This is a genomic window from Streptomyces sp. NPDC001393 (assembly GCF_053597455.1).
In genome coordinates this window covers 21807-34869 of the sequence record NZ_JBSFIH010000076.1, presented here as the reverse complement: position 1 = coordinate 34869, position 13063 = coordinate 21807, and the positions used below count along the sequence as shown (strand labels likewise).

General features: G+C 72.0%; 11 protein-coding genes and 1 pseudogene. 6 read left to right on the top strand and 6 right to left on the bottom strand.

Annotation, left to right across the window (positions count from 1 at the left end; translation table 11 throughout):
• Window positions 1-99: 99 nt before the first annotated feature.
• A complete protein-coding gene (locus tag ACWC2T_RS41720; protein ID WP_450675507.1) occupies window positions 100-2064 on the bottom strand; it encodes a HelD family protein in 1965 nt (654 codons plus the stop codon).
• 369 nt (window positions 2065-2433) lie between these two features.
• On the opposite strand from ACWC2T_RS41720, the gene ACWC2T_RS41715 reads away from it, so the two are divergent.
• Window positions 2434-2616: a hypothetical protein gene (locus ACWC2T_RS41715; RefSeq protein WP_208900190.1), complete on the top strand. Its 183-nt coding sequence runs from the start codon at window positions 2434-2436 to the stop codon at window positions 2614-2616.
• Between the two features lie 4 nt (window positions 2617-2620).
• Here ACWC2T_RS41715 and ACWC2T_RS41710 read toward each other — a convergent pair whose 3' ends face one another.
• Entirely contained in the window at window positions 2621-4261 is a 1641-nt protein-coding gene (locus ACWC2T_RS41710; RefSeq protein WP_450675506.1) for a DNA repair helicase XPB, read from the bottom strand.
• Between the two features lie 28 nt (window positions 4262-4289).
• Here ACWC2T_RS41710 and ACWC2T_RS41705 point away from each other — a divergent pair, with 28 nt between their 5' ends.
• Window positions 4290-5930 carry a recombinase family protein gene (locus tag ACWC2T_RS41705; protein WP_450675505.1) on the top strand — a complete coding sequence of 547 codons (1641 nt, stop codon included), beginning with the start codon at window positions 4290-4292 and terminating at the stop codon, window positions 5928-5930.
• A 550-nt stretch (window positions 5931-6480) separates the two neighbouring features.
• Here the strand turns inward: ACWC2T_RS41705 and ACWC2T_RS41700 are convergent.
• Window positions 6481-6843 (bottom strand): replication initiator, encoded by a 363-nt coding sequence (locus ACWC2T_RS41700; protein WP_450675504.1) that lies wholly within the window; start codon window positions 6841-6843, stop codon window positions 6481-6483.
• A gap of 149 nt (window positions 6844-6992) precedes the next feature.
• Window positions 6993-7076: pseudogene (locus ACWC2T_RS41695) on the bottom strand (hypothetical protein); the annotation flags it as partial.
• Between the two features lie 392 nt (window positions 7077-7468).
• On the opposite strand from ACWC2T_RS41695, the gene ACWC2T_RS41690 reads away from it, so the two are divergent.
• Complete coding sequence (locus ACWC2T_RS41690) at window positions 7469-7687, top strand: DUF7848 domain-containing protein (RefSeq protein ID WP_450675503.1); 219 nt, start codon at window positions 7469-7471, stop codon at window positions 7685-7687.
• Here ACWC2T_RS41690 and ACWC2T_RS41685 read toward each other — a convergent pair.
• Entirely contained in the window at window positions 7639-10341 is a 2703-nt protein-coding gene (locus tag ACWC2T_RS41685) for a helicase-associated domain-containing protein (protein WP_450675502.1), read from the bottom strand. The two genes, ACWC2T_RS41690 and ACWC2T_RS41685, sit on opposite strands and share 49 nt — an antisense overlap.
• A gap of 133 nt (window positions 10342-10474) precedes the next feature.
• On the opposite strand from ACWC2T_RS41685, the gene ACWC2T_RS41680 reads away from it, so the two are divergent.
• The gene (locus ACWC2T_RS41680; protein WP_450675501.1) at window positions 10475-11530 is read left to right on the top strand and encodes a hypothetical protein; all 1056 of its coding nucleotides are present in this window, start codon (window positions 10475-10477) and stop codon (window positions 11528-11530) included.
• A 92-nt stretch (window positions 11531-11622) separates the two neighbouring features.
• Entirely contained in the window at window positions 11623-12240 is a 618-nt protein-coding gene (locus tag ACWC2T_RS41675; protein WP_450675500.1) for an HAD family hydrolase, read from the top strand.
• Here the strand turns inward: ACWC2T_RS41675 and ACWC2T_RS41670 are convergent.
• Complete coding sequence (locus ACWC2T_RS41670) at window positions 12216-12467, bottom strand: hypothetical protein (RefSeq protein ID WP_450675499.1); 252 nt, start codon at window positions 12465-12467, stop codon at window positions 12216-12218. The two genes, ACWC2T_RS41675 and ACWC2T_RS41670, sit on opposite strands and share 25 nt — an antisense overlap.
• 165 nt (window positions 12468-12632) lie before the next feature.
• On the opposite strand from ACWC2T_RS41670, the gene ACWC2T_RS41665 reads away from it, so the two are divergent.
• The gene (locus ACWC2T_RS41665) at window positions 12633-13016 is read left to right on the top strand and encodes a cold-shock protein (protein WP_351214051.1); all 384 of its coding nucleotides are present in this window, start codon (window positions 12633-12635) and stop codon (window positions 13014-13016) included.
• Window positions 13017-13063: the final 47 nt, after the last annotated feature.

The window sequence follows — 13063 nt, the reverse complement described above, 5'->3', positions numbered from 1 at the left end:
CCAGAGCACGCACCTACGGCATACATGAGCCGCTCCGCGGCGGGCGCAGGGCCCGCCCTCCGGGCGGACGGCGGGAATTTGACGACAGGACCTAGGCCGTCAGGCCAACTGGGCCGGTACCGGGGCCGAATGCGTGACGATCAGGCCCGACACCGCACGCGTGAGCGCCACGTACAGGCGGCGCAGGCCGGTGCGTTCGTCCGGCTCGCCGTCCACCACCGCCTGCGGCTCGTCCAGGACCACGTAGTCGTACTCCAGACCCTTGGCGAGGGACGCCGGGACCAGGGTGAGGCGGGTCTCCTCGGTGGTTTCCTCGCCGGGGGCGAGGTAGGGCAGGCCCGCCGCCGTCAGGGCCTCGGCCAGAGCCGGGATGCGGGCGTCGGCGGCGATCAGGCCGGTCGAGCCCTCGTGGCGCAGCAACTCCCGGCAGGCGGCGACGACTTCGGGCGCCTCCGTGACCGTACGGACCTCGAAGAAGCCGGGGTTCTCACGGACGGACGCCACCGGGGCGAGGCCGGGGGCGATGTGCGGGAGGAGACGGGAGGCGTAGGTGATGACGTCCGTCGGGACGCGGAAACCGGCCGTCAGCTCCTCGACGACCCCCTCGCGCTTGCCGAGATGGGCCAGCGCCTCGTCCCAGCTGCGGGTCGCCCAGGGAGTCGTACCCTGCGCCAGGTCGCCCAGCACCGTCGCGCTGCCCGTGGTGCAGCGGCGGCCCACCGCCCGGTACTGCATGGGGGACAGGTCCTGCGCCTCGTCCAGGACCACGTGGCCGAGCGAGTGCGTGCGCTGGATCAGGTCCGCCGCCTCGTCGATCAGCACCGCGTCCGCCGCCGACCACCTGGCCGACTTCACGCTGCGCGCCGGCCTCGCCCACAGGATCGTCTTCTGCTCGTCCTCGTCCAGCACACCCGCGGCGTGCTCGGCGAGGAAGTCCGCGTCCGTCAGCAGGCGCAGCACGAGCTTCGCCGGATCCACGGCCGGCCAGATCTCCTTCACGGCCGCCTTCACCGCGCTGTTGCGGGCCACCGCGTCCTGCACCCGGTCGTCCGGCGCCTCGCCCGAGCGCTCCATCTGCACCAGCACCGCGTGCGCGATCCGCTGCGGCAGGGCCTCGCGGGCGGCGCCGTAACGGATGTCCCGCTCCAGCAACTCCCGGACGATCTCCTCCAGTTCGTATGACGGCACCCGCCAGCGCCGCGAGCCGCGCACCACCACGACCGCCTCCGCCGGCATGGTCACGTGGGAGTACAGGGCCCGGCGCAGCACCCCGGCCATCCGGGCGTCGCCCTTGATCACGGCGGCGGCCGCGTCGTCCGTGCCGCGCACCTCGACCTGGCCGACCAGGTCGTCCACGGTGGCCTGCTGCACCGTCAACTCACCCAGCGCGGGCAGCACTTGCTCGATGTAGTGCAGGAAGGACCGGTTCGGCCCGATCACCAGGGTGCCGGTGCGGGCGAGCCGCTCCCGGTGGGCGTAGAGGAGGTAGGCGACCCGGTGCAGGCCGACGGCGGTCTTTCCGGTGCCGGGGCCGCCCTGGACGCACACGGTGCCGCCCAGCCCGCTGCGGACGATCTCGTCCTGCTCGGGCTGGATGGTGGCGACGATGTCCCGCATCGGGCCGACGCGCGGCCGCTCGATCTCCTGCTGGAGCAGCTTGCTGGTGCTCGCCGACTCCGCCGGGTCCGAGAGGTGCTCGTCCTCGTACGCGGTCAGGTCGCCGCCGGTGTAGCCGAAGCGGCGGCGCAGCCCGACGTCCATCGGGTCCTTCTTGGAGGCCCGGTAGAACGGCTGCGAGACCGGGGCACGCCAGTCGATGACCATGGGGTCGCCGTCCGCGTCGTGCACGTGCCGCCGCCCGATGTAGAACTGCTCCCCTTCCGCGCCCTCGGCCCGATCCGCGCCCGGGGCGTGCAGGAAGTCCAGCCGGCCGAAGAACAGCGGGGTGTCGCTGAGGTCGGCCAGGGCCCTGATCCGCTCGTTGATCTGGCGGGACAGCACTTCGGCGTTGACCCAGTTCGCGGTGACGTCCCGGATGTCCAGCGACTCCACGTCCTCGCGCATGGCGCGCAGCGCGGCACGGGAGGCGGCGAGGTGGGAGCGCTCTCGGGCGAGGGGATCGTCGGCGGGCACGGACGTGGACACGGGGATGCCTCCGGGGGACCTGCTGGGTGGCTACGACGATGCCGCCCGGTTTCCGACCGGGCGACGGCACTCCGCGGAGGGGAGGCGGGCAAGAGCGGAGATTCTAGGGGAGGGCACGGGAAGGGGGCCAACGGATTTTCCGGCTGCGGCGGCCGGCTCCTGGTCCCCTAGGGGACCAGGAGCCCCCGAAGTAGGGGCCGTGGTCCACCCAGAGGCCTACCGGGAGCCGGCCGGGATTGGCTCTGCAGACCGATGCGCGCCCGGTGCCCGGCGAGCAACCATGGAGACATGAGCGCAGCAACCATCCATCCAGCCCCTGCCGGACCACCGACCGGCGCCACAGCCGTCGACGGCCCCCACCACCACTGGCTCGGCAACGCCCTGCGCGCCCTCAAGGTGTTCGCTCAGGCGGCGTTCGGCGTCGTGATCCTCGGCGAGTACGGCGAGGAAGCGGGCATACGCCGTAAGTGACCGCTCAGCCCCCCGCCAGGATCTCGTCGGCGTCCACGATCCGGTAGGCGTAGCCCTGCTCGGCCAGGAAGCGCTGGCGGTGGGCGGCGAAGTCCTGGTCGATGGTGTCCCGGGCGACCACCGAGTAGAAGTGGGCCTGGTGGCCGTCGGCCTTCGGGCGCAGGACGCGGCCGAGGCGCTGAGCCTCCTCCTGACGGGAGCCGAAGGTGCCGGACACCTGGACGGCGACCGTCGCCTCCGGCAGGTCGATGGAGAAGTTCGCGACCTTCGACACCACCAGCACGCTGATCTCGCCCTCACGGAAGGCGTCGAAGAGCTTCTCGCGCTGCGCGTTGGAGGTCTCGCCCTTGATGACGGGCGCGTTCAAGTGCTCGCCCAGCTCGTCGAGTTGGTCGATGTACTGACCGATGACAAGGATCTGCTGCCCGGCGAACCGGCGCACGATCGCCTCCGTCACCTTCCGCTTGGTGTCCGTCGTCGCACAGAAGCGGTACTTCTCGTCCGTCTCGGCGGTGGCGTACGCCAGCCGCTCGGAGTCGGTGAGATTCACCCGGACCTCGACACAGTCGGCCGGCGCGATGTACCCCTGCGCCTCGATCTCCTTCCAGGGCGCGTCGAACCGCTTCGGCCCGATGAGGGAGAACACGTCGGACTCGCGGCCGTCCTCGCGGACCAGCGTGGCCGTCAGGCCGAGCCGCCGCCGCGCCTGCAGATCGGCGGTGAACTTGAAGACGGGAGCCGGCAGCAGATGCACCTCGTCGTAGACGATCAGGCCCCAGTCCCGGGAGTCGAACAGCTCCAGGTGCGGGTAGACGCCCTTCCGCTTGGTCGTCAGCACCTGGTAGGTGGCGATGGTGACCGGGCGGATCTCCTTCCGCGTCCCGCTGTACTCGCCGATCTCGTCCTCGGTCAGCGAGGTCCGCTTCACCAGCTCGTGCTTCCACTGCCGGGCCGAGACGGTGTTGGTGACGAGGATCAGCGTGGTCGACTTGGCCTGTGCCATGGACCCGGCGCCGACCAGCGTCTTTCCGGCACCACACGGGAGCACGACCACACCGCTGCCACCGTGCCAGAAGTTCTCCACGGCCTGCTTCTGGTACGGCCTGAGGGCCCAGCCGTCCTCCAGCAGCTCGATCGGGTGCGCCTCACCGTCGACGTACCCGGCGAGGTCCTCGGCCGGCCAGCCCAGCTTCAGCAGCACCTGCTTGATCTGCCCGCGCTCGGACGGGTGCACGACGACGCTGTCCTGATCGATGCGGGCGCCGACCAGCGGGATGATCCGCTTGGACTTCAGCACCTCCTCCAGCACCGGCCGGTCGGTGGTGGTCAGCACCAGCCCGTGCGCGGGGTGCTTGCTCAGCGTCAGCCGGCCGTACCGGTCCATCGTCTCGGCGATGTCCACGAGCAGCGCGTGCGGCACCGGATACCGGCTGTACTGCACCAGCGCGTCCACGACCTGCTCGGCGTCATGCCCGGCGGCACGCGCGTTCCACAGCCCGAGCGGGGTGACCCGGTAGGTGTGGATGTGCTCGGGCGCCCGCTCAAGCTCGGCGAACGGCGCGATGGCACGCCGGCAGTCGTCGGCCCGCTCGTGGTCGACTTCCAGGAGCAGGGTCTTGTCGGACTGGACGATTAGGCAGGACACGCATACCTCCGCAGATAGGATCGTCAGCGTGACAGACACTGCACCTGCCACTGCTCGGGCCATGCCCCGTGCCCGGCGCCGGAAGGGCGTACCGGCCAGCGCGCCGGGGATGCGCGCCGCTATCTATGTTCGCCTATCGCGTGAAACGGACGAGACGACTTCTCCCGAGCGCCAGAGAGCGGCTTGCGAGGCACTGTGTGAGGCACGAGGCTGGGACGTCATAGTCGTCGAGGAAGACATCGATGTCTCCGGCTTCTCGCGGGGCCTCGACCGGCCGGGTCTGCAACGCATCCTGACCCGGCTCGCCGAGCTGGACGTGATCGTGTTCTTCAAGATCGACCGGCTCGCACGCTCGACGGTCGACTTCGCGGAGATCATGCGACTCGCCGAGCACCAGAGCGTTGCGCTCGCGTCGGCGACGGAGCCCCTCGACCTCACGTCCTCCATGGGCCGGGCCATGGCGAAGGTGATCGCCGTCTTTGCCGAGCTGGAGTCCGACACCATCGGTATGCGGGTGTCCAGCGCGCACGAGCATCTGCGGCGTGAGGGCCGCTACACCGGCGGGCGGGTTCCGTACGGGTACATGGTCGTCCCCAACCCGAACGGGGCGGGCAAGGTTCTCGCGGTCAACGAGGACGAGGCCAAGACGATCAAGCGGATCGTGGAGCGGGTCCTGGCCAAGGACTCGCTCATGCGGATCATCAACGACCTCAACAAGGAGGGCGTCCCGTCGCCCGGCCACACCTCACGCCAGACCACGGGCAAGCGCAGCGACTCCAAGCAGTGGTACACGACGACGCTGCGCAGCCTGCTGGGTAATCCCCAGTTGCTCGGCCAGGTCATCGAGGACGGAAAGCCGATCCTGCGGACGGACGGTCTGCCCCTGGTCAACCGCCCGCCGATCCTCGACACGGACACCTGGCAGGCGCTCCAGGACGAGTTGGAGCGCCGGGCCAATCCCGGTGAGAAGCGCCGGGAGGGGACGTCGCTGTTGCGCGGCATCATGCACTGCGGAGTCTGCGGTGAGCGCATGTACACCTTCAGCGGGCGCAACGGCCAGCTTCGGTACCGGTGCATCGGCCCCCTGAAGTACCGCCAGCGGGCGGCCAAGGGGGAGGAGAAGCCGGGCGAGAAGTGCTTCGGGCCGACCGTGGCGGGGGTGACCACCGAGGAGCATGTCACCGAGCAGTTCCTTGCGAAGTACGGGCACCTCCCTGTGATGCGGATGGTCCAGGAGGTGGGCGAGGACTTCCGTCCCCAGATCAGGCAGGCCGAGGAAACCCTGGCCGACTTGCAGAAGGACCGGTACGACCGAGGTCTGTTCAGGGGAGACGACGGCGCAATCCGGTACGCGGAGCAGTACGCCAAGCTGGAGGACCGTCTGGCGTCCCTGAAGGAGAAGCAGCGAACGGCGAAGCCCGGCGGCGTGAAGGAGGAACCGACCGGTGAGACGCACGCCGAGCAGTGGAAGCGCTCGGACGTGGCCGGTAAACGGGACCTGTTGCTGAACGCGGGCGGCTACGTGGAGGTGGCACCCGCGCGCCGCGGCGGGAAGAAGCTGGACACGTCGCGGCTGTCGGTGCACTTCGGCGAGGAGGGGCACATGCGGCGGGCGGCAGCGGTGAGGAAGAGCGGGCGGAACGAGACGTCCAAGGAAGACGCAGGCTGACGCCGCCGGACACGCACAAGGGCGCCCCCACCGGGAGGTGGGGGCGCCCTTGTGCATCGGTCGCTGTCACGCCAAGGACCGACGACCTTGATGGAGGGGCGGCAGTACGACAGTGTGGCTCGGTCGCGGGTGGTGAACTCAACTGTCTCTGCAGTGAGTTCGCAGAGAGAATCACCGGAGGTGTCCGCGAGTGCGGACCTCAACGCCGGGACGGATTCCGCGAGATCCCACGAGGAGGAGCTGAGGCGGAAACCGCCGAGGTCGCAGGCGTCTGCGAGACGGAACGTGACGCGAACACTGGGCCGGGGTTCGTAGTGGGGCGCGGCCGTCAGCAGGCCCGCCCTGACGGACTCAGGGCCGGAGATCACGACGGGCAGGCTGCTCGACTGGGGCAGCACCTCAAGCTGGTCGGAGGCGCCTTTGGACTGGATCGGCGACTGCTCGCCGAAGAGCCGTCGTATGACTGCGGTGACTTCCTCACTCTCCGTGGAGACGTGCCACGCGCCTTGCCCGCAGCGGAAGCGGCCGACGAACGTCGTGGTGCGGTTGGTCACCGGGCGTCACCCTCCCGCTTGAGTCGGAGGGCGGAGGCGCGCTCACGTCGGACGGTGGCCGCCAGCAGTTCCTCACCGGGGCTGTAGCCGGTGCCGAGGTACTGCCAGTGCGAGACGGTGTCGGTGGCCGTGTCGTCGAGGGCGGATGCCTCGGCACGTGCGCGGGCCTTGTCCACGGCCCAGGTACGGCGGGCGTCGCGAAGGGCGCCCAGGGTCGCGGAGTAGCGGCGGGATTTGGAGGAGAAGTGGCCGCGATAGCCGAGCATGTGGGTCCAGCGCCACAGGTTGAGGTGGGCGAAGTCGGGGAGCTGCCCCAATTGCCAGCATGTGCGGATGAGCTGGCGTACGTGGTCCTGCACGCGCAGGGACTCGGGTGGTTCGGCCAGGCCGGTGCCGATGCAGTGGGGGCATTCGGTGTGGTCTCCGAGTGGGGTGAGGGTGGCGCCGTGACCCTGGCAGGGAGGGCAGTACAGGGGGCGGTCGTGCCGGAGCCTTCGGCGCCCTTGGTGGCGTACTTGGCGACGTATCCGGCCACGGCCGCATCGGTCAGGGGCGTGTCCGGTCCGGGGGCGGTGATCTCGCGTACGTCCATCCGTGAGCCCCAGTTCAGTTCACGACTGCCGATGGCGTCGGACTCGACTCTCGGTCCCCCACTTGTACGGACGCCGTCAGGGACGTTCTACCACTTGCAGGACGTCCCAAAGTGGGAAACGTACGAGGTTCCTCCGTCCCTGGGAGCGGAGCGACGATCGGCCCATCACGGAGTCAGCGGAGAGGGCGGGCGAGCGAGGGATGGCGGACCCAAGGACGACGATGGGCGGACCGGTTCACCTGGCATTGCCGGGGGGAGGAACCAGAACCCGTACCGGGCTGTGCGGGCTGCGCCGAACTCGCCAACGTGCGGGACCGTGCACGTGCGGGTGGCGACATGACCACGGTGTCCGACTGCAACGTCTATCTGCGGCGGCACCCGGAGGGTCATCAGTGAGCCCGCGCGCTGTGTACCGCTTCGTGCCGCACACTATCCGGCACGTGCTCGCCGAGGCGACGTGCTTCGAGTGCGAGGCCACTTCTGGCCCAACGGGCAACCCTGACGTAGCTCAGGATTGGGCACTGGCCCACACGGGGCGCACCCTGAACGCCGACGATCACCGTCAGTCTTCCGCCAGCTCCGCCACCCCCGTGATCCGGTGCAGCGGGTAGGTGCGCACCTCGTCCGCGGTGTGGTCGTACGCCGTGACGAAACCGCCCTCCACCTTGACCGGGGCGATGACGCGCTGGCTGGCGGCGCCCTCGGCGTTGACGTAGCCGATCCAGAGGGACTCGCCGGTCAGGACGGCGGCCTGCATGGTGGCCAGGGTCTCGGCGGAGGAGGTGCGGGGCAGTTCGCCGCCCGACGGCGCAGCCCCGGACCCGGCGGGCCTGCGCGGGGCGGTGGCGGCCAGGTCACCCGCGCGGATCGCGCGGATCGCCGCCGAGAGCAGCGTGGCGTCGGGCGGCGGCGGGCCGTCCGGGACGGGCTCGGGGGCGGTGCGCGGCGGGGTGCGGTGTGCGTGGGCGCGGGCGATCAGCACGTCACCCTCGGCGGACTCCGCGGCGGGCGCGTAGCCCATCGTCCGCAGCCTCTCCAGCAGCGTGGCCGGGTCCGACTGGGCGGCCAGCACGGTCGGGGCGAGGCGGCGCAGGCGCAGGGGCGCGGCGCGCTTGTCGGCGAGGATCTCGTTCAGCAGGGTGTCGTCGTCGCAGCGTACGTACGCGGAGGCCGCGCCGACCCGGAGGTGGCCGTGCTTGCGGGCCACGTCGTCGATCAGGTACGCGAGCGGCTGCGGCACCGGGGTGCGGGAGTGCTCGGTGAGGAAGGCGTGCAGGTCGGCGGCGGTGCGGCCGGCGTCCAGGGCGCGCCGTACCGAGGCCGGGGTGAAGCGGTACACGGTCGCGCCGCCCTTGGACTCGACGTCCGCGAGCACGTCCAGCACATCGGCGAGCGGGCGCTTGAGCGGGCCGGGAGCCACGGCCGTCAGGTCGGCCTGGAGCAGGACGTGGTCCAGCGGCTCGGGCAGGAGCGGCGCGAGGATGCGGGCGGCGGCGGCCGTCGCCACGGCCTGTTCGGCGGGGGAGAGCGGGGCGAGGGCGGGGGTAGGGCGGGGGTGATGGTGGACGGGGAGCTTGTCGCCGGGGCCGGTGGGTTCGGCGGTCTCGACCGAGCCCACGGAGGCCCGCGTTCCGGTGGCCGTGCCGGTGCCGGGGGTGGTGGAGGGTCCGGGGGTGTCGGGGGATCCGGGGGTTTCGGGTGGGGCGGTTCCGGCGGAGGGCGTGGGGTGGGCGGCGGTCGGGGCGCTGGTCGCGGCACGCGAGCCCGTCCCCGGTGCCGGCGCGCCCAGCAGCGCGCGCCCGTGTGCCGACAGTGCGCCCCGACCCGTGATGCCCAGCAGCTCCGCCTCGGACAGGGTCCAGCGGGCGAGCCGGGAGCGCAGGTCCTCCTCGCCGTCCCTGCTCCGGGGCCCGCGCAAGGGCCGTTCCCAGCGCAGCCGGGTCAGCACCGACTCGGTGTCCGGTGCCGCGCCCGCCGGCAGCCCGGCCAGCAGCGTCAGCACCCGGTGCCGTACCTCGGGTGCGGCCGAGCGGTCCAGGCCCGGGCCGAGCGCGGCGAGCGTACGGTCCTTCGCGTCCCGCCCGCCGACCAGCCCCGGCGTCCGGGTGGCCGTCAGCCAGGCCTCGGCCAGCCGGGACCAGCGCTCGGCGGCGGGCCGCTCCAGCCACTCGTCGTAGGCGGGCGTGGCCGCGTACCGTTCGTCGGCCTCGCCGTCGGAGGCGATCAGACCGGCGGCGTAGGCCAGCTCCACCCAGAACGCGGCGACCGGCTCCGACACGTCCAGGGCGACGGCGGTCCGCTTCAGGTCACGGACGCTCAGGCCGCCGGCTCGCAGCACGGCCGGGCCGCCCTCGTCCCAGTCCTTCAGCAGCTCCTCGACCGTGGCGAGCGCGGTGTACGCCTGCCCGGCCGCCGTCGCGTCCACCACCTGCGGACCGTGGGTCGCGGCCGGTTCCACGGCGGGCGGCAGCGGCTCGGGCACCTGGTGCGCGCGGCCTTCGCGCAGATGCAGGGCCACCTCACGCGGCAGGACGACCGTGCCGGGCGCGGTCGGCAGCAGCAGGCCGCGGTCGAGCAGCCAGCGCAGATGGGCGGCCGGTTCCGGGGTGACCTGCCCGTACGGCGGTCCCCACATCAGCCGCGCCAGCACCTCGCGGGCGGGCTCCGGGGCCCCGGCCAGCAGCCTGCCCATCTTCTTGCGGTGGTTGAACAGTGCGGAGAGCGCGGTCACGGCGGACACCGAGTCGTGCGTCGAGGGCAGCCCGGCCGCCGTGACGATCTCCTGGATCCGGCCCGGCGACATGCCCGAGGTGGCCTCCTGCACGGAGGGCCCGAGCCCGGTGGGGGAGGGATGCTGCGGGGACGGCGCGAGCAGCTCACGGGCGGTCCGCACCAGCCGCAGCCGCTCGTCGTCGCCCCACACCAGCGCCTGCTCGCGCAGGCCGGCGAGGGCGTGCGGCAGCGCGGCGGCGACCGTCTCGTCCCCGGCGTCCCCGGCCATCAGCCCGAGGAGCATGTCGTACGACGCCGGGTCCGGGGCCACGGCCAGCGCCTCCGCCGTCTGCAGCGCGAACCGGTCCAGCCGCTCCAGCGCGCGCAGCACCGAGGCACGGGTGCCGGCGCGGGTGGCCAGCTGGGTGAGGTCGGTCGGGACCGGCGTGATGAGGTCGGGGCGGCTGCGCAGCAGCGCGGCCAGGGAGACGTCGTCCCGCGCGCGGAGCGCCTCGGCGAGGGAACGGGGTGCTGGGTGGGCCGCTTGGCTCATCTGACCCACGTTAGCGGGTGCCGTCCCCGACAGGCGTGCTCCCGTCGGGCCCGACCCCGGTACCGCATCGGCGGGGCGACTCTGCGCTACCGTCCTCACGGGGTTCACCGCCGTCGCCCCGGAGGGGTTTGCGTTGGGGATCGAGAGCGACCAGGTCGTCTACGAGTACCTGAGCCGTGTCGGAGACATCGCTCAGCAACGGCAGTTGCCGTCGGCCACGCGGATGCGGCTCGTGTCGGAGCTGCGCAACGAGATCGACCGGCACCGGGCCGGGGCGACGGTCGACAGTCCCGCCGCGGTCCGCCGCATCCTGGACCGGCTGGGCACCCCGGACGAGGTCGTCGCAGCGGCGGGCGGTACGCCGGGCACGTCCGGCACCGGCCGGGTCGCGCAGCCGCCGGCCGCCGCCGTGCCCGTACAGCCGGTGCCGGCGGACGGGGACAGGGGCCGGGACAAGGGCCGGGTCAAGGGCGGGGACAAGGACGGCAGCGGGGAACGGCGGAAGGGTCTGCGGCGGGTCGTCCCCCGGCCACGCCCCGCGGCGGCCGAGGCCACCCCCGCCCGTGCCGACGGCCCCTCCCCGCCGCATCTCGCCGCCGCGCACGAACTCGGGGACAGCGCCGTACAGCCCGACTGGTGGCGGGTGGGGGGTGGTTCCCCGGGCGCCGCCGCCGAGACGGACTCGGTGCCGGGGTTCGTCGGCGGTGTGGAGATCCCGGAGCTGCTGAGGCGGCCGCCGCAGCCGACGGAGCAGAAGGCCACGTCGGCCCCCGGCCCCGCCGCCGCACCGGAACCGGAGGCCACCGAGGCCGAAGCCGCCCCGCGCCGCCGCCTGCTCCCCCGCCCCGCCGCAGGCTGGACCAACCCGCTCCTGCTGCTGGCCGCCGCCGCCCTGGTCGCCGGTGCGGTGCTGGGGAACTGGTTCGCCCTGCTCCTCGGCTGGGTGATCGCCTACGGCTCGCGGCGGCTGACCCCCGCGGAGACCAAGTGGGCCGTCATGGTCCTGCCCGGTACGGCGGTCGCCGCCGGGGTGGTGTGGCTGTGGGGGAGGGTCAACGGCCGCTGGGGACAGCCGATCGCGCAGGGGCACATGAGCGACGCGGTCGCCGGGACGTGGCCGTGGGTGGTCCGTGGGGCGGCCGTCGCCTCAGCGCTGTTCCTGGTGTGGCGGTCGCAGCGGAGCCGGTGAGGGGGCGCGCCTTGCAGGCGGCCCCAGCCGGAGGACCGGACCGGAGGGAAAGCCCGGCCGAACCCCCGCAGGCACCCGGCACAATGACCCATATGACATTCACCGTCGGCTTCGACCTCGACATGACCCTGATCGACTCCCGGCCCGGTATCCACGCCTGCTACCTGGCGCTGTCCGAGCGCACCGGGACGTACATCGACGCCGACCTGGCGGTGACCCGGCTCGGGCCGCCGCTCGCCGAGGAGCTGATCAACTGGTTCCCCGAGGAGCGGGTGCCCGCGATGGCCGACCTGTACCGGGAGATGTACCCGACGATCGCCATCGCCGCGACCCCCGCGATGGCGGGCGCCCGGGAGGCGATGGCCGCGGTGCGGGCGGCCGGCGGGCGGACGATGGTGGTCACGGCGAAGTACGAGCCCAACGCCAAGCTGCACCTGAACCACCTCGGCATAGAGCCGGACGTGGTCGTGGGCGACCTGTGGGCCGAGCAGAAGGCGGAGGCGCTGCGCGAGTACCGCGCCGGTGTGTACGTCGGCGACCACGTCGGGGACGTGCGCGGGGCCCGTACGGCGGGAGCGCTGTCGGTGGCCGTGGCGACCGGTCCCTGCCCCGCCGACGAACTGCACGCCGCCGGCGCGGACGTCGTCCTGGCGGACCTGTCCGCCTTCCCGGCGTGGCTGGCCGCCTACCGTGAGGCGTCCCCCGCCTGACGGCGGCCCGCGGCGATCGACCGCAGGACCCCCGCGCCGGCGACCAGGAAACCGACGGCCATGAGCATGCTCAAACCGAACATGTACGTCGGAAAAGGCTTTGCGCCGAGGAACAGCGGGGCCACGGTGACGAGCGTGGCCACGGCACCGATGAAGAAGACGATCGCACCGGCGCGGATCAGGCGGTCACCGGGCCCGGCGGAATTCGTTTGGGTTTTGTCACGCACCGGACCAGGGTAGTTCCCAGCGCGAGAGAACAACCGGGGGACGTCTTGTCACCGGCCCCAAGACCATTAGCCTTGGTGGCAGCGGGTCACGGTCGACCCGCTCTAGTGCTATCAAGAGCCGTTTCCGAAGTAGTTTTCCCAACGAGTACGAGGACGAGGACAGACGTGCCTACCGGCAAGGTCAAGTGGTTCAACAGCGAGAAGGGCTTCGGCTTTCTCTCCCGCGACGACGGCGGTGACGTCTTCGTCCATTCCTCGGTTCTCCCCGCCGGAGTCGACGCACTCAAGCCGGGACAGCGCGTGGAGTTCGGAGTCGTCGCCGGTCAGCGCGGTGACCAGGCCCTGTCGGTGGTCGTGCTCGACCCGACGCCGTCCGTCGCCGCCGCCCAGCGCAAGAAGCCGGACGAGCTGGCCTCCATCGTGCAGGACCTGACGACCCTTCTCGAGAACATCACGCCGATGCTCGAGAAGGGCCGGTACCCGGACAAGGCCTCCGGCAAGAAGATCGCGGGCTTGCTGCGAGCGGTCGCCGACCAACTGGACGTCTAGCCCCGTCAGACGTCCAGCCCCCGTCAGGGGAACGCGAGCACCTGAGC

Excerpts from the sequence above, each read along its gene's own strand:
- ACWC2T_RS41720 (WP_450675507.1), bottom strand. The coding sequence starts at position 2,064 with ATGCGCGAGGACGTGGAGTCGCTGGACATCCGGGACGTCACCGCGAAC.
- ACWC2T_RS41715 (WP_208900190.1), top strand. The coding sequence starts at position 2,434 with ATGAGCGCAGCAACCATCCATCCAGCCCCTGCCGGACCACCGACCGGC.
- ACWC2T_RS41685 (WP_450675502.1), bottom strand. The coding sequence starts at position 10,341 with ATGAGCCAAGCGGCCCACCCAGCACCCCGTTCCCTCGCCGAGGCGCTC.
- ACWC2T_RS41675 (WP_450675500.1), top strand. The coding sequence starts at position 11,623 with ATGACATTCACCGTCGGCTTCGACCTCGACATGACCCTGATCGACTCC.